This is a genomic window from Dysgonomonas sp. GY75 (genome assembly GCF_015234155.1).
Taxonomy (GTDB): Bacteria; Bacteroidota; Bacteroidia; order Bacteroidales; family Dysgonomonadaceae; genus Dysgonomonas; species Dysgonomonas gadei.
In genome coordinates this window covers 1-18,268 of sequence record NZ_JADCLQ010000035.1, presented here as the reverse complement: position 1 = coordinate 18,268, position 18,268 = coordinate 1, and the positions used below count along the sequence as shown (strand labels likewise).

The window sequence follows — 18,268 nt, the reverse complement described above, 5'->3', positions numbered from 1 at the left end:
TTGTATATTCTTTTTTTAAACCTTTTGATCCTGTTCAAGCTTTCTTTTTTACTATTGGGTAATAGTAATTGACGGTAGCACCTTTTTTAACTATCTCTAGCTTTTTCCGGATATTTAATTTAATAAAAACCCAAATAGTGTACTACACTCTATAATGTTGTTATTTCAGTTCCTTCAAAGATCGCTCTTCCGCCCTACGCAAAACACCCTTCTTTAAACGTGCCCTTTAGTGGTAAAGCGGGTGCAAAGATATGTAAAGTTTTAGTATCATTCCAAATATTTTAAGAGGTATTTTTAAACTATTTTCAAGTATTTTTTCAATATACTAATAACCAAGTTATTACTAAAGGCTAATTTTTGGTCATTTTTTCGAGAAAAACTTACAATATGGAGTTAATCCACATTCTTCACATTTAGGTTTTCGCGCAACACAGATATATCTGCCATGCAAAATTAACCAATGATGAGCTTTTGATAAATATTTTGTGGGTATATATTTTATCAATTCTCTCTCTGTCTGTTCAGGATTTTTCGAATTATCGGTTAATCCAATTCGATTGGAAACCCTAAAAACATGTGTATCGACTGGCATTGCCGGTTTATTAAAAGCTACAATAAGCATTACATTTGCTGTTTTACGACCTACTCCGGGTATAGTCTCCAATTCTTCCATAGAATCAGGCACCTTCCCTCCGAAGTCATCCACGAGCTTCTTAGCCATACCTAACAGATTCTTTGCTTTATTGTTAGGATAAGACACACTCTTGATATAATGATAAATGGCATCTGTACTAGAAACAGCCATCACTTCCGGTGTGGGATATGCTTCGAACAAGGGCGGCGTTATCATATTTACCCGCTTATCTGTGCACTGGGCAGATAAAATGACAGCAATCAACAGATGAAAAGGATTATCGTAATGCAATTCTGTTTCCGCTACAGGCATTTTTTTTTCAAACCAACTAATAACTCCGGTATAACGTTCTTTCTTTGTCATATTCTCTTTAATTAAAAAAGTCCCTCATAGCTTTTGCTACAAGGGACTTTAAATATAGTAATTAAATTTTTCTTTAAAAAATTTTACCAGAATTTCACTCTGTTATCTTCTACATTCATTTTATTTCTCAATATAGATACGGCTTGTGACATCATCTGATAATAATTGGCTTGCTTCAATGACTGTTTTGTCTGTTCTGCATTAAATTCTTTTGTATCTTCTGTTTTGTTTGTCACATTCAATACATATACTCCGGATTTTCCTTTCATAGGAGCCTCCAGTTTATTTACCTGACCTAATTTAGAATATACATTCATTAGAGGTTCATATCCAATACCGGATAAGTTATTAGTCTGAAATGTAACAAAATTAACAGTATCCACCTTACCTGACACAGCTTGCGCATAAGCATCTAAAGAGGTCAAATTCTTAGCTTTTAAGTCAGCAATGATTTTCTCTGCTTTTTTATCATTTATAAGTTCAGCCTTTAATGCTGTTGCTACTTCCGAAACAGGCATATAGTCACCAGTAATTTCGTTTTTCACAATTGCAACAACACGTTTATCGGACATGTCAAATTTCTTAACCGAACCAACTTTTTCATTGAAAGCCCAGTGTATTACCTGACGAGTCCCTGTAGCCTGCCCTAACGCTATTTCGGAAGGTGAAATAATTGAATTCTGAATCAGGCTGTAGCCTTTAGCCTGAGCTGCTTTGTCAAAATTCTCAAGATTTCCATTTTCACTTACAAATTGGTTTAACTCGTTATCTATAGCATTCTGGGTTTTATCGCTAATTATGACAGGTAATTGTATTACAGCTAACTTCACCTTTGGCACCGGATTAGTCTTATCTGCTATACGAATCAACTGATCCTGACCTCCTACTTTCAATTTCAAGACTTCGCCTTTTGCAGCAGCAAAACATTCTTTTGCAATTCCTGCACTAGCCAACATTGCTTCATTAGTCCAGCCCAGATCACCTCCATTCGAGTTAGGGAATAGTTCGTCTGCTACAGCTCCGAAATCTTTACCACCTTTAAGAACGCTTTGGATACTATCAACTATATGCGCTGATGTTTTTTCATCAAGTCCCTGAGGTAATGGAATTATTTGCAGTTTAATTGAATCCGCAGCGTTTGTCCGGTCTATTAGTTTATACATCAGATAAGTCTGATCTTCTCGAATCGGTCCAAAAATATCACCTACAGACGCAGATTCTACAAATGTTTTAGCATCGGCCGGCAATGATGTTACTGCCATAAAGATATCCTGATATGTAGATGAATATTCACTTAGAACAATAGCCGGATTATCTGTCATTTTCAATTTTTCATATGCAGCATTCATCTCTTGTTCTATAGCGGCATAATCTTCATCGCTAGGAACAACATCTTTTATAAAGTAGGAAATTTTGCGAAGCTCTGTATCTAATTTATAATTGTTTTTACGCAAATCATAAAGAGCTTTTATTTCTTTATCTGAAACCTGAACTGCAGAATCAGCCAAGGTTGAATATCTCTGAACAACATATGCTATATCTGCAACATTCTTAGAATCACCATAAGCTGCTTTAGCCTCAGTATCGCTAACCAAAACCGAACCGGCAACTAAAGAAGCGTACTTTTCTTCAAGACGCTGATATTTCATCATATTCTGTATAAAGGCCCAGATTTCTCTTCTGGCCATAATCTCAGATCTATGCGGTTCCTGCATAGTAGTCGGATCCTGATTTATATCAGAAAGAAATTGCATCAGATATGCTTTGTCGAACTGACCTGTCTGAGGGTTTGCGAAAAAAGGTATTTGATACAATATAGGAGCTACAACGGGTCCATATACCATATCATTTAATTCTTCAGGTGTAACGGCTAATCCTAATCTGCCGGCCTCTTCGTCCAGCATTATTTCTTTTACCATCTGCTGGTAAGCCATCTCTCTGATTTGAGAATTTGTGAATTCATCCAATGAGGATTGATTCGACATAATCTTCTGAAAGTTTTCCCATTGAGCGATTTTGTCCGAATATTCCTTCGTTGTAATCACTTTTCCATCTACAACAAATGCTTTGTCTCTCATTTTATTAACAAAGGTCGTAACTTCACCCCACGGAAACACAAATGCTAATAAACCTACCGCGATTATTCCGACAAGCAGGCCTGATTTGCTCCTAATTTTCTGTAATGCAGCCATTTAATTAATAATTACTTTTTATTTTGTTTATTTCAATTTCTTAAAGATATAGTTTTCAGCGTGCGAAGATAATAAATTGAGATTGAATTTCATTCATATTTGAAAAACTATTCTGCTTTTTCTTCTTTGTTTTCTTCATCCTCGTTCACATAAAACACAGTTTTCTTCCCTGCATTCTCTCCCACTTCCATAAATTCATATGCTGTCATTTGCTGGTTAGCTACCATACCATTTCGGGCAATTAACACTCCTTTCTCAGGTCTATTTACCTCGACTAGCTTGTTCGAATATATTTTCTGTTCCTGCTGATTCCAAAAAAACTCATCTCCAGTGAATGTTTCCCCGACAATATTCCTTGCAAAAACATTCCCTTTGAGTCGCCAGAGTTTACGCCTGGTATAATTCCATACTGTATCGGCCTTGATGGTGAATACTACAACAAAAGCTGTATCGAATTTTTCAAGATAACCCCCTTTCGGAAAAAACCAGTAAGGATCCTTAGCTTCATCAAAAACATCCCAAGTTTTAGTTATCATCTTATATTTGATAAGTCCCGAATCGGAAATGAGCATCCGCACACTGTCTGTATGCATGGATGGCACAATTTCTTTGTCATATTTGAAATTTACGGCAGAACTGACTTCTTTTTTACAAGATGCGAAAAAGAAAGGTGCAGTAAATATTGTGATTACTGCTACCAAAAACAGTTTTTGGAGTGGCATTAACTTCATCAGGCTAATATACTTAAAAACAATGAGCCTCAATCAGTAATTGAGGCCATTTATCTTGATTCTGTATTTCTTTATTCAACTTTACGACGGAAGAACCAAAGTTCATTGATATTGACATTCAACGATACTCCAAAATATTCTTCACTTATCATATTACTAAGTTTCGGCTTTAATTTCTTGTATTCGAAATTAATGTTGATATATGACACCCGCTGACCAATATTATCCCGGATAGGCAAACCGAAGCCTAATGTTGCACCATATTCTTTATAGCCATCTATTTTCCCAGAGGCATCCATCACATTCAGGTATGAATTGGCATAATTAACCCCTCCTCTGAATCTGATTTTCTTAAAGAAACTCCTGTCATATGGATCTATCATATATTCAGCACCAACACTATATTTCCATCTATCATTGAAACGATCGGCATCACTGAGTCCGTCATTCATGTACGAAGTATATTTAGCCTTGCTCCAACGTTGATAAGTAGCATCTGCCCCAAAGACAAGTTTATTGTTACTGTTTACTGTAAATCCTAATCCATAAGTTTCTGGTATTCCGGCATCAACACCCGTATAATTCGTCGTATCTCCTTGAATTAAGGTATTGGATGCAGATATTACCTGACGTATATTATTATAATCGGCAGAAGAGTTAATCTTAGGAGAATAAACAGCTCCGATTGTCAATATTTTATTTTTAGCTATTGGCATCTCATACTGAAGACCGATATCGAATTTTGCCGCTTTGACGGATAATTCGGTCATATCCCTGGAGGTATATGTGGTACTACCTGTTAATGCAGGTAAACTCCGGGTATGGTCTAATGTACCGAAAAGATAAGAGACATTCGCTCCCGCTGATAAACCCTTTATTGGAGTGGAGTAACCCAATCCTCCATATATCTGGCTTAGCCCCCCACTACCGGAGAATGTTTTGTTGTAAGATACTGAGCCATTTGTTTCTGTTGATCCGAATTTATAGCCTACCGAAGAAAAAGGTATAATACCAAAACTAAGGCCAAGGCCTTTCTTTAAGGGAACAAGTATTGTTATATAATCGAGTCCTCCGCTGTACTTATTATCAGAATTAACTCCATCACTCAACTTTCCGCTATTAAAGTTAACACCTATATCGAATAGAAATGTTAGCGAGTCTACTCTGGAATATGATGCCGGATTCAGCGGATTTGCACTCTGGCTGTTTCGAAGTCCGTAACCTACACCTCCCATTGCCTTTGATGGACCTACGGCCTGGTCTCTGAGTACTCCGTAGCCATATCTGCTGTATGGAGAATCGGTTTGAGCTCTTAGTGAGCCTACAATACAAGCCAAAAGGGCTATTAAAAGAAGATTTTTACTCTTTAGCATTTTAATTCAATATACGGTTTAATCCTGTAAATCTCAATCTGATATAAAAATACCTGTCCTGTTAGTCATTTAGTATTCTCATCTATAAACAAATTTTTAAGCAAATTATTATTCAGGTATATCAAAACTTCGAAAGAAAGCTGAGCAATCATCCAAAAGCCTTACCGACATTGATATTTTCCATTTAACTTATCTAATTAATAAACAGCTTCTTTAATGAAAAATACTCCTTGATTCACTACTAAATTCACTTAAAAACAAATGAAATTTGTGCAAAGTAAATTAAAAAAAACCAGTTAACCGACGTTTTAGATAAAATGTCATATTTTTTTTGCCTTAAAAAGGTTAATTATCCTTATTTTAGTACCTTTGTACGCGATTTTTAAGTTCAATGAATAATAACGGCAAATACTACATAAACATATTCACAAACAAGCTAAAACCATTTAAAGATATTATATGGTTTTTGTGCTTATTCCTCATATTTGAATTTATTTGGAAACTTTGTGTACATCAGGGGGAAGACGAAAGGATACTCCTCGTACTGGGTAAAGATTTGACTTCCTACACCGAAGGTATGAACCTATGGACAGCAGACGCTGTATACCGGGTCGTACATGACTTGTTCGGGTATCATGATTTTAAGATCATCAACGGGTACACACTCTATTTCGAAAATTCCATTCCCGTAGATATTATATGGGGATGTACGGGTTTGAAGCAACTTTTCATGTTCACCTTTATCCTTACATTCTATTTTGGACCGGTAAAGAAGAAATTGTGGTATATTCCTATGTCGCTGGTTATCCTATTGCTAATTAATATTCTTAGGCTGGCCATAATACTTATTATTATACGTAATCCTTTCCCCGAATGGTTTATACCTGTAAACGAATGGTATAATAACTGTCAATGGGTAAACACCAAAGAGTGTTATCTGAAATTCTATGAAGACTGGTTTAATGTCTTCCATCGGGATGTGTTCGTCTGGATATACTACGATGGAGTTATCTTTGTGTTATGGCTGATTTGGGAAGAGAGAATCCGGAAACCTTATCTGAGATTAATCAATAAAGCTCCCGAAACAAGCGGAGATTCACAAAACACATAGGGAATTAAGCGTAACTTAAACTTGATTCAGGATCAACGGCGGCCTGTAGCCCGGTTTTTATGGCTGGTTCTGAATCTGAAATTATAAAAAGGTTGTAAAAAATCCATCAGGATCAAAGAGAAATGGAACTTTCCCGAACGGAAGTACTGGGCTGATTTATTTATTATTATCAACTGTACAACCAATCTGAAGATAAATAAAAATACAGTGATGCCCAATAATGCCCAATGAAAAGATATTGCAGAGTATACAATAAGAGCAATCAGCATTAAATAAAATGAATAACGGGTAGCTGCTTCGAAACCGAATAAATTGATCGGCGTTTTACTTTTGAAATGTTTTTTAGTAATCGAATAGGATTTCTTTACTTGTTTCCACAACGAAAACCTATCATTAGAAGACTCCATAAAACTATCGGACGATAGAGCCACAGATGTATTACCTTCCGTAATAATCTGGTTAATAAACACATCCTCTCCATTCTCTAAATTAAGGAACGCGGCAAAGCCCTTATTATCAAAAAAGAGATGCTTGCGAAAAGCCAGATTACGGTATATGCCTGTAAACGGCTTACCTTTGAGAGCCATAGATATATACTGCATAGAGAACAAATGATTGTCGAAACGGGCAATACGATTAAAAAATGTCTTTGTTCTATTATAAAAAGAATAGCCCAAAACAACATCTTTCCCGTCCGGAAGCTCTTCCATCATAGATGATATCCACTGGTCAGAGACGGGTTTGGAATAAGGTTCTGTAAACAACAGAACCTCACCTTTAGCTGCCTTAATTCCGATAGTCAGTGCCAACTTGCGACGACCAAAAGTTATATCGTTCGAATAAGGCAAATATGTGATATATAAATGAGGGTATTTAAGTTGCAGTGACTGTAACAAAGTTTCACTCTCATCCGTGGACCCGTTATTAACAACAATGACTTCAAAGTCGAGGTAATCCTGAGTCAGGATAGCAGGGAGATTTTCGGCTAACTCGTCTGCCGCATTTTCCGAAGCTATGATAACAGACACTTTAGGTTTCTGACTGAATGGTTTGTAATTATCCTTCTCTCTCTTGCAAACAACAGAATAAGGCTTCTTGTAATAATTGAAATAGAAGAAAATCTGAATAAGAAACAAGAGGAAGAAAAATACTATTCCTGCAATTTCCAATTCGTTAAACATGAAGTAATGTAAGATTTGCTCAACCATTGCCTGTATTCTAAAAAAATGTCTTCATAAAAAAGCAAGAGCCATATATTCATACGACTCCTGACTTATATTGTTGTACGATTTATATCTTATCCGAGTAATATGGTTTAGGCAGTTCGCGGCAGTTATATTGCGAAGCCATTATTTCACCATACGCGCCAGCCGAGCGAAGGACAAGTATATCTCCTCTCTGGGTTTCGTTCAACTCGTAATCCTTTGCAAAAACGTCTGAAGATTCGCATATAGGACCTACCACATCATATTTCTTAACCGTAAGGTTAGAAGAAATATTCTCTATTTTATGATACGCCTGATATAGCGCCGGACGAATAAGGTCTGTCATACCTGCGTCTACAATCACGAATACTTTGTTTTCCCCATGCTTCACATATGTTGTACGAGTTACCAGTGCTCCACACTGAGCTACGATAGAGCGTCCTAATTCGAAATGAGCTATTTGTCCGTCTCTTAGCTTGAGGCTTTTATTGAACAAGGCAAAATATCCGGCAAAATCAGAAACCGGATGAGCATCCGGATTCTCATAATCGATACCGAGTCCTCCGCCAAGATTGATATGCTCCAGCTTTATTTCTTTTTCTTCGAAATATACCTGTAATTCATTCACGCGTTCACATAAAGGCTCGAAAGTCTCCGCTTCCTCTATCTGAGAGCCTATATGAAAATGTATTCCTATAAGTTTGATCGCTTTCAGGGATTTCAGTTTCTCTATTACTGCATCGAGATGCGCCATAGCAAAACCAAATTTATTTTCATTCAGACCGGTTGTTATATATTCATGTGTATGGGCATCTACATTCGGGTTGATTCGCAATGCTACCTGAGCCAGTTTGCCTTTCTTGCTTGCGAGTTCATTGATTACTTCCAATTCGGGTAAAGACTCTACGTTGAAGCAGAAAATATTGAGATCGAGAGCCAGATTTATTTCTTTATCAGTCTTACCTACTCCTGCAAAAACAATCTTTGAAGCCGGAAACCCTGCATTTACCGCTGCTTTCACCTCATTCCCGCTTACGCAGTCGGCGCCAAAGCCTTCCGAAGCAATAAGTTCAAGAATCCTGCGGTTTGCATTGGCTTTTACAGCATAGTGCTGAACAAATCCGTATTTTTTTGTCTCTTCTTTTACGATTTTCAATGTTCTTTTCAACAAATCCATATCGTAATAATAAAAAGGCGTTTCGATACCTTTTAGCTTGTCAACAGGAAAATTTCCTTTTGTCATTTGGAATTTAATAATTAATTAAACAATTTGTCATTCAGAATTTGGAGCGTCTTCTCTTTATCTTTACTTTCTATCAGAAATGAAAAGTTATATTTGCTGCCGCCATATGAAATCATACGAATAGATATGCCTTTGACGGCATTTAATATCGTGGATGCAAAACTGGCGTCTTCCGATTCCAGATTTCCGATTACTGAAATAATAACCATATTGGAATCGACGGATACCGTACCATATTTTTTCAGTTCGTCAAGAATAAGCTGTATATTTTTGTCATCATCTATAGTCAGCGAAACCCCTATTTCGGAAGTAGCCAACATATCAATAGATGTTTGATAATTTTCGAACACTTCGGTTACACGGCGCAAAAAACCATGAGCAAGTAACATTCTGCCCGATTTTATCTTTATCGCCGTAATGTTATCCTTAGCTGCCACCGCCTTTATGGCACGGGCTTCCGTTTCATTTGAAATAAGCGTTCCTGTAGCATCAGGATATTCGGTATTTTTTAGGCATACGGGGATATCAGCCAATTTTGCAGGCAGTATGCTAGACGGATGAAGTATTTTTATACCAAAATACGCCAGCTCGGCAGCTTCATCAAAATTCAGATGGCGGATAGCTGTAGTTCCTTTTACATACCGCGGATCATTGTTCTGCATAGCATGTACATCAGCCCAAATCTGAATTTCATCTGCTCCTACTGCTGCTCCAACCAGCGAAGCTGTGTAATCACTCCCACCTTTGCGTAAATCATCGATCTCACCATATGCATTACGGCAGATATATCCTTGTGTGATATACAAATCCGCACCTTTGGCCGCATCGAGTAAAGCTGTGAGTTTTTCCTTTATATATACAGGATCCGGCGCCGAATTCTTATCGGTACGCATATATTCAAGTGCAGGTATCAATGCTGCATTTATCTTTTTTTCGATAAGGTACAAATGGAACAACTCCGAACTGAGCAGTTCACTTTGAGCCATTATCACACGTTCTTCAAAAAGGGTAAACAGGTCTTTGGTGAAAGTGCGGATGTAATTAAACTTTGCCGTAATTACTTCTTCCGCTTTTAACCTGAAGGCTTCTTCACTAAAAAGACCGGAAACAAAATCGTTATATTGCTTCTCCAGCCTGTTTATTATTTCAATAGCTCCTTCCTGATTCTTTTTGTACAGATAGTCCGATACCTCGGCCAATGCCTCTGCTGTTCCCCGCATCGATGACAATACAATGATATTATTACCTCCCCGGGCAACAATATTTGCTACATTTTTCATCTTGTCTGCTGTAGCAATAGACGCACTACCAAATTTCAGGACTTTCATCTTCTACATTTTAATTAAACTGTTAATTGCATAACGACTATACAATCAAGGTGCAAAAATATAAATTTTTTGTGGCAAAAATTTCAGAATAAAGCATATATTTGATATTTGTTTAACTTTTTATCATATAAAACACAAAATCATTCATTTATGTTTAGAAATTTTCTTTGTCTGTCTACTCTTTTATTTTTTATTGCCTGTACTTCCGAAAAAACTACTCCCGTAGCCAGTTACGATATAGTACCTATGGTACAGGAAATAAAAACAACAGACGCTAAACCTTTCATACTGAATAAGACTACAAAGATATCATTTCCTGCCACAAATAGCAAGCTTGCCCGGTCTGCTGCTTTACTATCCGAATATATTGCACAAATAACAGACTTTAGACTTGAAATAACAGATAAGCAGGATATTGAAAATGCTATAAAACTCACTATTGACTATGCGAGCGATAATCCTGAAGCCTATATTATAAATGTAAACTCTTCGCTCATCACGATCAACGGATCTACTGAAGCTGGAACCTTTTACGGAATCCAAACCATCCGAAAATCAATTCCGGTAAATGCTGATACCGAAATAGAATTTCCGAGTACCGAAATTACAGATTATCCCTCTTATTCTCACCGGGGCGCCTCGCTCGACGTATCCCGGCATTTTTTTCCTGTTGATTTTGTAAAAAAGTATATTGATATACTGGCCATGTTCAATATCAATGTCTTTCACTGGCATCTGACCGACGACCAAGGATGGCGTATAGAGATAAAAAAGTATCCTAAGCTAACCGAAGTCGGTTCTAAACGTGAGCATACAATCATAGGTCGTCATACCGGTGAATTTGACAATAAACCCGTTAGTGGATTCTATACGCAGGAAGAAATAAAAGACATTGTAAAATATGCAGAAGAGCGTTTTATAACCATCATTCCGGAGATAGATATCCCCGGACATACATTAGCAGCCCTGGCTTCATACCCCTATCTGGGTTGTACGGGAGGGCCCTATCAGGTAGGTGCTGAATGGGGTATCTATGAAGATGTGCTTTGCGCAGGTAATGAGGAAGTGTTTACGTTTCTCGATGATGTGATGACCGAGGTACTCCCGTTGTTTCCTGCCCGGTATATCCATATAGGAGGTGATGAATGTCTTAAAAACAGATGGATGTCATGCTCAAAATGTCAGACAAAAATGAGACATTTGGGACTAAAAGATTCACCGGAACATTCGCTGGGAGAACAGCTGCAAAGCTATTTCATATCCAGAGTAGAAAAAATGATAAACGATAAAGGAAAAAGCATTATAGGTTGGGACGAAATACTGGAAGGAGGTATCGCTCCCAATGCAACAATCATGTCGTGGCGGGGCACCGAGGGCGGTGTTTATGCTGCAAATAAAGGTCACGACGTGATAATGACACCGGAGCAATATGTATATCTGGATTATTATCAATCTCCCGATGTAGATAATGAACCTTTCACATTCGGCTGGTTGACTGAATTGAAAAAGACATATTCATTCAATCCAATGCCTGCCGGTTTAGATGAAAACAGCCTGAAGCACATTTTGGGTGCGCAAGTTAATATATGGACAGAATATATGCCTTCGGGACAAAATGTGGAATACATGCTGCTCCCCCGTATGTGCGCTCTGGCAGAAACCGTATGGACAAATCCGGAGCGGAAAGATTATAACGAGTTCGTTTCGCGGTTATACAAATTGTCCAAACATTTCGACAAGCTGGGATATGAAAATTGCAAGCAAGCCTACGAAATACAGGATTCTATTGTCGTAGATACTGTTAAGAATGAGATAAACCTTTATATGTCTACATTCGACAACAGTCCCATTTATTATACATTAGCTGATAAAGAGCCAACCACCGAATCTGCACTTTATACATATGGCAACCCGATAACTATAAAAAACAATACTATATTCAAAGCTGTCGCTTATAGGGAAAAGGTAAGAGGCAAGGTTTACACCAAAGACTTCATTGTTCATAAAGGTTTTGCCAAACCCATAACATTGAAATATGAGCCGGATAAACGTTATACGTTCGATGGTGCAACAACACTGGTCAATGGGCAATTAGGCTCGATTGCCAGTTACCGTACCGGCATGTGGCTGGGTTTTCTCGGCACTGATTTTGAAGCATATATTGACATGAAAGAGCTTACCGATATCTCATCCCTGGATCTGAATTCATATGTAAATACCAGAGGGGGATTATTTGCACCTAAAAGCCTCGCGTTGTTAATATCTGCGGATGGTAATACATATAAGGAAGTGTTTAAGGAGACATATGAAGAACGTACAGAACATATAAGCCCTGTGGTGATTACTTTATCGGCTAACCTGAACGAAGCAGTGAAAGCCCGGTATATAAAGGTAATTGCCGAATCGGTAAAAGTATTGCCCGAATGGCACGAAAAGAAAGGGGACAAGGCTTATCTGATGCTAGACGAAGTAAGGGTTTATTAAGCTCCTAACTCCTACTTCGCCCGCGACTGTATATTCTGCACGCCTATCAGACTATCGTAACGCTGGCCTGTAGGGCGGTAGTAAACATAAATAGAATATTCATTCTCCGTTTCGAAATAATTACCTTCGATATTAGTAGTAACAAAATTGTTCCCATCTTTTGTAAGATAGAGATAATTATACATACCCTGTTTCAATAACAAGGAGAGGCGGTATACCTTCTCATTGTTATCATATTTCATCTTGTATTTGTCGATAAAGGTATTATCGGTAAAATTTCCGTTTATGTATATACTTTCCAACAAAGGGTCATCCACAGCCAATGTAAAATTGGTAGTAAAATAATCAGCCTCTGTTTCAGGATATTCACTATCATTATTCCTTATAAAGAAGCGGCCGTTCTGATCCTGATCGTAGCTATAAGAACGTCCGGCACGTACCTTATCCGTTTCAATATCCATTTCATAACCCGGCCGGATATATCTGATGTGAGCAACATTCATACCATTATACCTGTAGCTCGATGTCTCGAAACGGCGATATTCATTACCAGCCTGAAATATAAGGTCTCTGTTGTGTTCATATATCAGTTTATTAGGATTTATATATGTCGGCTTCAATTTCCGTTTTTCATTATCCAATCTGTTGTTTTGTTGTACAAACACCATTATTTCGGTAAAGGGATCTCGGATATTCATACCCTGATGATGAATAGTGAAAGATACCTGCTGATGACTTTTATTAAAGTCCATGTCTGTATTGGAAGAAACCGTAGCGGCAATACTTATAGCCGGGTCTACCACCGAGAAACATGCTGTAAGTAACACTACATCCGGTTCTCCATCCTCATATACTTCGACAACATAATTTCCCGATATTTTCAGGCTCACATCCCTGTTTGGTATATCCAGATTGAAATGTGTATATTCGACTGTGGTGTTGACCGATGGAGCATAATCATCTATAGGATTGTCATTAAATCCGTTCAAATAATCGATTTCTGAAATACCTTTACTTTTTAACCAATAAGCATCGCAATGTATGATGCGATATCGCAGTCGATTGAAGGAATTATCCGACAAGCGGTCAAAACTGATATTGATATTATCATCACTATTCAATCTAGCCACGGGATTCTGACCCCATATTTCGTTCAGGTTTGCCTGTATTGTATATATTTCGTCAGAAAGGGCCTGCGTCCGGTATGCCTGTGCTGAAAGTATACCGCAAACGAACAGAAGTGCTGCTATAAGCTTGTATCTCATCATCGCCTTATCTTTTTTATATTGGCAAATGTAATAAAAAAACTGCAAGAGTGGTATCTTGCAGTTCCTTATATGGTATCATCAAAGCAGAGTCACTCTTCTTCGAAATCTTCTTTCATATTATGGAATACATTCTGAACATCGTCATCATCTTCGAATTTATCCAATAGCTTTTGTATTTGTTCCTGCTGTTCCTTTGTCACTTCTTTCAGGTCATTCGGAATACGTTCAAACTCGGCACTGTGTATTTCAAATCCGTTTTCTTCGAGATATTTCTGTATTTCGGAGTACGACTTAAACTCTCCGTAGAGTATTATATCATCACCGTCATGCTCTACTTCATCAACGCCATAATCGATTAATTCCAGTTCCAGATCCTCCAGTGAAACACCTTCCTTTGCTCCGATCTTAAACACACATTTATGGTCGAACAGGAATTCAAGACTACCCGAAGTCCCCAGCGAACCATTATGCTTATTAAAGTAGCTGCGCACATTCGCGACAGTACGTGTAGGATTATCGGTTGCAGTCTCTACCACGATAGCAATACCAAACGGCCCGTATCCTTCATATACAACCTCCTTATAATCGGCTTCATCTTTCGATATTGCTTTTTTGATGGCACGTTCTACGTTTTCCTTTGGCATATTCTCCTTCTTCACCTGCTGCATCAACACACGAAGACGGGGATTGGTATCGGGCTCGGGACCACCCTCTTTTACTGCTATTGTTATTTGTCTCCCTAGTTTAGTGAACACACGGGCCATATTGCCCCAACGTTTCATCTTTGTCGCTTTACGGTATTCGAACGCTCTTCCCATAATATTATAATATCAATCGTTTATTCTTTTGGAAGGCAAAAGTATAAAAAATATCGGAGATTTGGAATAAGGATCATTTATTCATCATCGCGAATAAGGATTTTCTTTTACCTCTTTTCAATATATAATAGTTACCAGATTTATAATTAACAATCAGTTTCAATCCCGGAGAATTTCATCACAAAAAATCACAGTTATTATCCGGTTTGTATAATCATTATTAAAAACAGCCCTATACCAAAACTAATATATATCATCTTTGTTTTAAGATATATAGAATTCCATAAATCTATATCCCCATTATTATCAACCTTTAAAAATCTATGGATATGGATATTATATACAATAACCTAAAATACGCAACACTTACAGTTCAAGGCAATTGTGAGATATGCAAACAACGGATAGAAAACGCGGCTTTATCAGTAAACGGCGTATTTTCCGCAACATGGAACGTACAGAATGGCAAACTGCAAATAGGCTTTAATCCTGAGAAAACAAATATCGGAGAGATTAGTGAAGCTATTGCAAAGGTAGGACATGATACCGACAAGAACAAAGCCGACAAGATAAAACATGACGAACTGTCCGACTGTTGTAAATGAGTTGTATAACTAATATAGAAAGCGATAATAATCAATAACTTATCGCTTTTTTATATGTGTCCTTTTTGCGAACCTTATCTCAATTGTGCACCGAGTTCACTCTCCAGCGACTTCTGTATCTTCTGCATAATGGCATCTATCTGCTTGTCGTTAAGCGTCTTTTCATCATCCTGCAATACAAACTTCACAGCATATGACTTCTTGCCTTCAGGCAGATTCTTACCCTCATATACATCGAACAGTCTTACTTCTTTCAGCAACTTGCGTTCCGCCTTATATGCTATTTTTTCTATCTGATCGAACAATACAGCTTCATCCAATAGCAAAGCCAAATCCCTTTTCACAGCCGGGAATTTCGACATTTCAGAATATGTGATCACATTCTTTCTTATCTCTTTCATCAGCGCATCCCAATTGAGCTCTGCGAAATATACTTCGGTACTTATATCCTGTGCTTTAAGCAGCTTTTTGTTTACGATACCCAATACACCCAATGATTTTCCTTTGCCCTTTGCCTGGATAGCTATAGCCGTACTGAATATCTCATTAGAAAACTGCTCATAATCATATTTAGAGACAGATATCCCCAGACGGGTAAGTATATTTTCCACATAGGCCTTCAACTGGAAAACAGACGATTTTTCATTAGCCGACGTCCAGCTATTATCTATACTGCTTCCGCTGAGCCATATACCCAAATGATATTCCTCGCTGTATTCCTTCAGTGTTTCGCCTTCCGTTTTCTTATCAGCATCATAGAAATAACAATTGCCGAATTCGTAGAAGCGGATATCGGGATTCTGCCGGTTACGGTTATAAGCGATACTCTCCAATCCTCCGTAAATAAGTGTCTGGCGCATAACATTCAGGTCAGTACTCAGTGGATTAAGCAGATACACACACTTAGAAGCAGGATACACCACTGAGTCGGTATAGTAAGACTCTTTTGAGAGCGAGTTGTTCATTATTTCATTGAATCCGCTTCCTGTCAATTGCTCCGAAACCAGATTCTGGAGATCATATCCCTTATCGGTAGGAGTTTCGTATGACAGGTTCGATTTCAGGTTATCGCCTATTTCTATATTATTATAGCCATATACACGCAGTATGTCTTCTATCACGTCCACGTCGCGCAACACATCTACACGGTATGTCGGTATCTCGATAGTGAGCATATCATCGCTTTCTTCTGTGATAACCATCTCCAGATTATTCAGGATAGACCTCACTGTTTGCTTGTCTATAGCTTTACCTATAAGCGAATTCACCTTCTCGTATGATAATTTTACAATCGGCTTCGCCACAGGATCAGGATATACATCCTGAATATCTCCTGTAATCTTTCCTCCTGCCATCTCCTTTATCAGCATTGCGGCATATTTCAGCACATAAATGGTATCATTAGGGTCGCATCCACGCTCGAAATGGAAAGACGCGTCCGTATTCAGTCCGTGGCGGCGTGCTGTTTTGCGTATCCATGTAGGATTAAAATAGGCTGATTCCAGAAACACCTCTGTTGTGCTTTCCGTCACACCTGATTTCATTCCTCCGAATACCCCCCCGATACACATTCCCTCTTTATCGTTGCATATCATCAGGTCTCTGTCGCTAAGGGTACGCTCCACCTCATCGAGCGTAACGAATTTGGTACCTTCGGGTAATGTCCTCACAATTACTTCTCCGCCTGTGATATGAGCCACATCGAAAGCATGAAGGGGATGCCCCATGCTATGCAACACATAGTTGGTGATATCCACCACATTATTAATAGGCCGCTGACCGATAAGTGTAAGCTTTTCTTTCAGCCAGTCGGGACTTTCGGTTACTTTCACACCCCGGATCGTAAGTCCTGCATAACGCGGGCAAGCCTCCGTGTTTTCTACTCTTACAGTAATTGCACCAGTCGGTTCATCTATCTTGAAGTCATCCACAGATGGCAATGTGAGCGCCCCTTTCAGTTTATTCTGACGCAAATAGGCTTCCAGATCGCGGGCTACACCGTAATGTGACGCTCCGTCTATACGGTTAGGCGTAATATCTACTTCGAGAATATAATCACTTTTGATATTGTAATATTCTTTAGCCGGCATTCCTACCTTCGCATCGACTGGCAGCACAATGATTCCCGCGTGGCTGGTACCGATCCCGATTTCATCTTCGGCACATATCATCCCGAAAGATTCCGTTCCCCTGATTTTGGATTTCTTGATTGTAAACGATTCTTCTCCCTGATACAGTTTAGTACCCACAAGGGCAACTACTACTTTCTGCCCGGCAGCTACATTCGGTGCTCCGCAAACAATCTGCAACGGTTCCTCCTGTCCCACGTTAACGGTGGTTACATGCAGGTGGTCGGAATCGGGGTGATCTATGCAAGTAAGCACTTCACCGATAACAAGGCCTTCCAGCCCGCCTTTGACAGTTTCTACTTCTTCCACACCGCCTGTTTCCAAACCCAAAGATGTAAGGGCAGCGGATGTTTCCTCCGGAGTTAAATCGAAATCAAGGTAATCTTTCAACCAATTGTACGAAATATTCATTATATGATAGTTTATATTTTTTTATTTCATTTGCACTCAACACAATCAAAATAAATGTTGCTTCTGATATTGCTTTTTGAAACGTTCAAAAAAAGTCTGTCAAAAATACAAAATATATTTTAGTAAACAGCATACCAATCCGGCGCTCCGGATTAAAATAATGAAGAAACGTCCTGGATGCTTACCTTGCGTGAGTTTTTGCAGCCCAGGCCGAAGTTTACAATGGTGTTTCGAACCCCATGAACAGCATGGCTTAAACCACAGAAGGTAAAATAATTGGTGATACTTTTCAAAGGTAATCCCGCTTAAGAGTTTAGATTTAGACAATGTGGTTTAGCAAAAACTATAACCATAAAAACTAAAAATATGAGTA

The 18,268-nt window shown here is 38.3% G+C and carries 13 protein-coding genes; 3 read left to right on the top strand and 10 right to left on the bottom strand.

Going from position 1 to position 18,268, the window contains the following annotated elements; genetic code table 11:
* Positions 1 to 361: 361 nt before the first annotated feature.
* From nth to IR083_RS12515, 4 genes are all read right to left on the bottom strand, one after another.
* Complete coding sequence (nth, locus tag IR083_RS12530) at positions 362 to 997, bottom strand: endonuclease III (protein WP_006801627.1); 636 nt, start codon at positions 995 to 997, stop codon at positions 362 to 364.
* An 83-nt stretch (positions 998 to 1,080) separates the two neighbouring features.
* Positions 1,081 to 3,189, bottom strand: coding sequence for a SurA N-terminal domain-containing protein (locus IR083_RS12525; RefSeq protein WP_194224564.1), 2,109 nt, complete (start codon positions 3,187 to 3,189; stop codon positions 1,081 to 1,083).
* A 107-nt stretch (positions 3,190 to 3,296) separates the two neighbouring features.
* Entirely contained in the window at positions 3,297 to 3,920 is a 624-nt protein-coding gene (locus tag IR083_RS12520; protein WP_006801625.1) for a hypothetical protein, read from the bottom strand.
* A 71-nt stretch (positions 3,921 to 3,991) separates the two neighbouring features.
* Positions 3,992 to 5,293 carry an outer membrane protein transport protein gene (locus IR083_RS12515; RefSeq protein ID WP_006801624.1) on the bottom strand — a complete coding sequence of 434 codons (1,302 nt, stop codon included), beginning with the start codon at positions 5,291 to 5,293 and terminating at the stop codon, positions 3,992 to 3,994.
* A 391-nt stretch (positions 5,294 to 5,684) separates the two neighbouring features.
* On the opposite strand from IR083_RS12515, the gene IR083_RS12510 reads away from it, so the two are divergent.
* Positions 5,685 to 6,404 (top strand): archaeosortase/exosortase family protein, encoded by a 720-nt coding sequence (locus IR083_RS12510; RefSeq protein WP_194224563.1) that lies wholly within the window; start codon positions 5,685 to 5,687, stop codon positions 6,402 to 6,404.
* A 32-nt stretch (positions 6,405 to 6,436) separates the two neighbouring features.
* Here the strand turns inward: IR083_RS12510 and IR083_RS12505 are convergent, their stop codons facing one another.
* The 3 genes from IR083_RS12505 to IR083_RS12495 all read right to left on the bottom strand — a co-directional run bounded on the left by IR083_RS12505 (position 6,437) and on the right by IR083_RS12495 (position 10,180).
* Positions 6,437 to 7,612: a glycosyltransferase gene (locus tag IR083_RS12505; RefSeq protein WP_194224562.1), complete on the bottom strand. Its 1,176-nt coding sequence runs from the start codon at positions 7,610 to 7,612 to the stop codon at positions 6,437 to 6,439.
* A gap of 82 nt (positions 7,613 to 7,694) precedes the next feature.
* On the bottom strand, positions 7,695 to 8,852 hold the full coding sequence (lysA, locus tag IR083_RS12500; RefSeq protein ID WP_006801621.1) for a diaminopimelate decarboxylase: 1,158 nt from the start codon (positions 8,850 to 8,852) through the stop codon (positions 7,695 to 7,697).
* A 14-nt stretch (positions 8,853 to 8,866) separates the two neighbouring features.
* Positions 8,867 to 10,180 (bottom strand): aspartate kinase, encoded by a 1,314-nt coding sequence (locus IR083_RS12495; protein WP_006801620.1) that lies wholly within the window; start codon positions 10,178 to 10,180, stop codon positions 8,867 to 8,869.
* Between the two features lie 150 nt (positions 10,181 to 10,330).
* Between IR083_RS12495 and IR083_RS12490 the strand changes: the two genes are divergently transcribed.
* Positions 10,331 to 12,664, top strand: coding sequence for a glycoside hydrolase family 20 protein (locus IR083_RS12490; RefSeq protein WP_194224561.1), 2,334 nt, complete (start codon positions 10,331 to 10,333; stop codon positions 12,662 to 12,664).
* Positions 12,665 to 12,675: 11 nt separating this feature from the next.
* On the opposite strand, the gene IR083_RS12485 is transcribed toward IR083_RS12490, so the two are convergent.
* Both IR083_RS12485 and IR083_RS12480 read right to left on the bottom strand, forming a co-directional pair.
* Positions 12,676 to 13,932 carry a DUF5103 domain-containing protein gene (locus IR083_RS12485; RefSeq protein ID WP_194224560.1) on the bottom strand — a complete coding sequence of 419 codons (1,257 nt, stop codon included), beginning with the start codon at positions 13,930 to 13,932 and terminating at the stop codon, positions 12,676 to 12,678.
* An 89-nt stretch (positions 13,933 to 14,021) separates the two neighbouring features.
* Positions 14,022 to 14,750, bottom strand: a complete 729-nt coding sequence (locus tag IR083_RS12480; RefSeq protein ID WP_194224559.1) for a YebC/PmpR family DNA-binding transcriptional regulator — start codon at positions 14,748 to 14,750, stop codon at positions 14,022 to 14,024.
* A gap of 329 nt (positions 14,751 to 15,079) precedes the next feature.
* Between IR083_RS12480 and IR083_RS12475 the strand changes: the two genes are divergently transcribed.
* A complete protein-coding gene (locus IR083_RS12475; protein WP_194224558.1) occupies positions 15,080 to 15,355 on the top strand; it encodes a heavy-metal-associated domain-containing protein in 276 nt (91 codons plus the stop codon).
* 74 nt (positions 15,356 to 15,429) lie between these two features.
* Here the strand turns inward: IR083_RS12475 and pheT are convergent, their stop codons facing one another.
* Complete coding sequence (pheT, locus tag IR083_RS12470) at positions 15,430 to 17,895, bottom strand: phenylalanine--tRNA ligase subunit beta (RefSeq protein WP_194224557.1); 2,466 nt, start codon at positions 17,893 to 17,895, stop codon at positions 15,430 to 15,432.
* Positions 17,896 to 18,268 lie beyond the last annotated feature (373 nt).

Bases quoted from the DNA above. Each gene is read 5' to 3' on its own strand.
- nth (WP_006801627.1), bottom strand. From the start codon at position 997: ATGACAAAGAAAGAACGTTATACCGGAGTTATTAGTTGGTTTGAAAAA.
- IR083_RS12525 (WP_194224564.1), bottom strand. From the start codon at position 3,189: ATGGCTGCATTACAGAAAATTAGGAGCAAATCAGGCCTGCTTGTCGGA.
- IR083_RS12520 (WP_006801625.1), bottom strand. From the start codon at position 3,920: ATGAAGTTAATGCCACTCCAAAAACTGTTTTTGGTAGCAGTAATCACA.
- IR083_RS12515 (WP_006801624.1), bottom strand. From the start codon at position 5,293: ATGCTAAAGAGTAAAAATCTTCTTTTAATAGCCCTTTTGGCTTGTATT.
- IR083_RS12510 (WP_194224563.1), top strand. From the start codon at position 5,685: ATGAATAATAACGGCAAATACTACATAAACATATTCACAAACAAGCTA.
- IR083_RS12505 (WP_194224562.1), bottom strand. From the start codon at position 7,612: ATGGTTGAGCAAATCTTACATTACTTCATGTTTAACGAATTGGAAATT.
- lysA (WP_006801621.1), bottom strand. From the start codon at position 8,852: ATGACAAAAGGAAATTTTCCTGTTGACAAGCTAAAAGGTATCGAAACG.
- IR083_RS12495 (WP_006801620.1), bottom strand. From the start codon at position 10,180: ATGAAAGTCCTGAAATTTGGTAGTGCGTCTATTGCTACAGCAGACAAG.
- IR083_RS12490 (WP_194224561.1), top strand. From the start codon at position 10,331: ATGTTTAGAAATTTTCTTTGTCTGTCTACTCTTTTATTTTTTATTGCC.
- IR083_RS12485 (WP_194224560.1), bottom strand. From the start codon at position 13,932: ATGATGAGATACAAGCTTATAGCAGCACTTCTGTTCGTTTGCGGTATA.
- IR083_RS12480 (WP_194224559.1), bottom strand. From the start codon at position 14,750: ATGGGAAGAGCGTTCGAATACCGTAAAGCGACAAAGATGAAACGTTGG.
- IR083_RS12475 (WP_194224558.1), top strand. From the start codon at position 15,080: ATGGATATTATATACAATAACCTAAAATACGCAACACTTACAGTTCAA.
- pheT (WP_194224557.1), bottom strand. From the start codon at position 17,895: ATGAATATTTCGTACAATTGGTTGAAAGATTACCTTGATTTCGATTTA.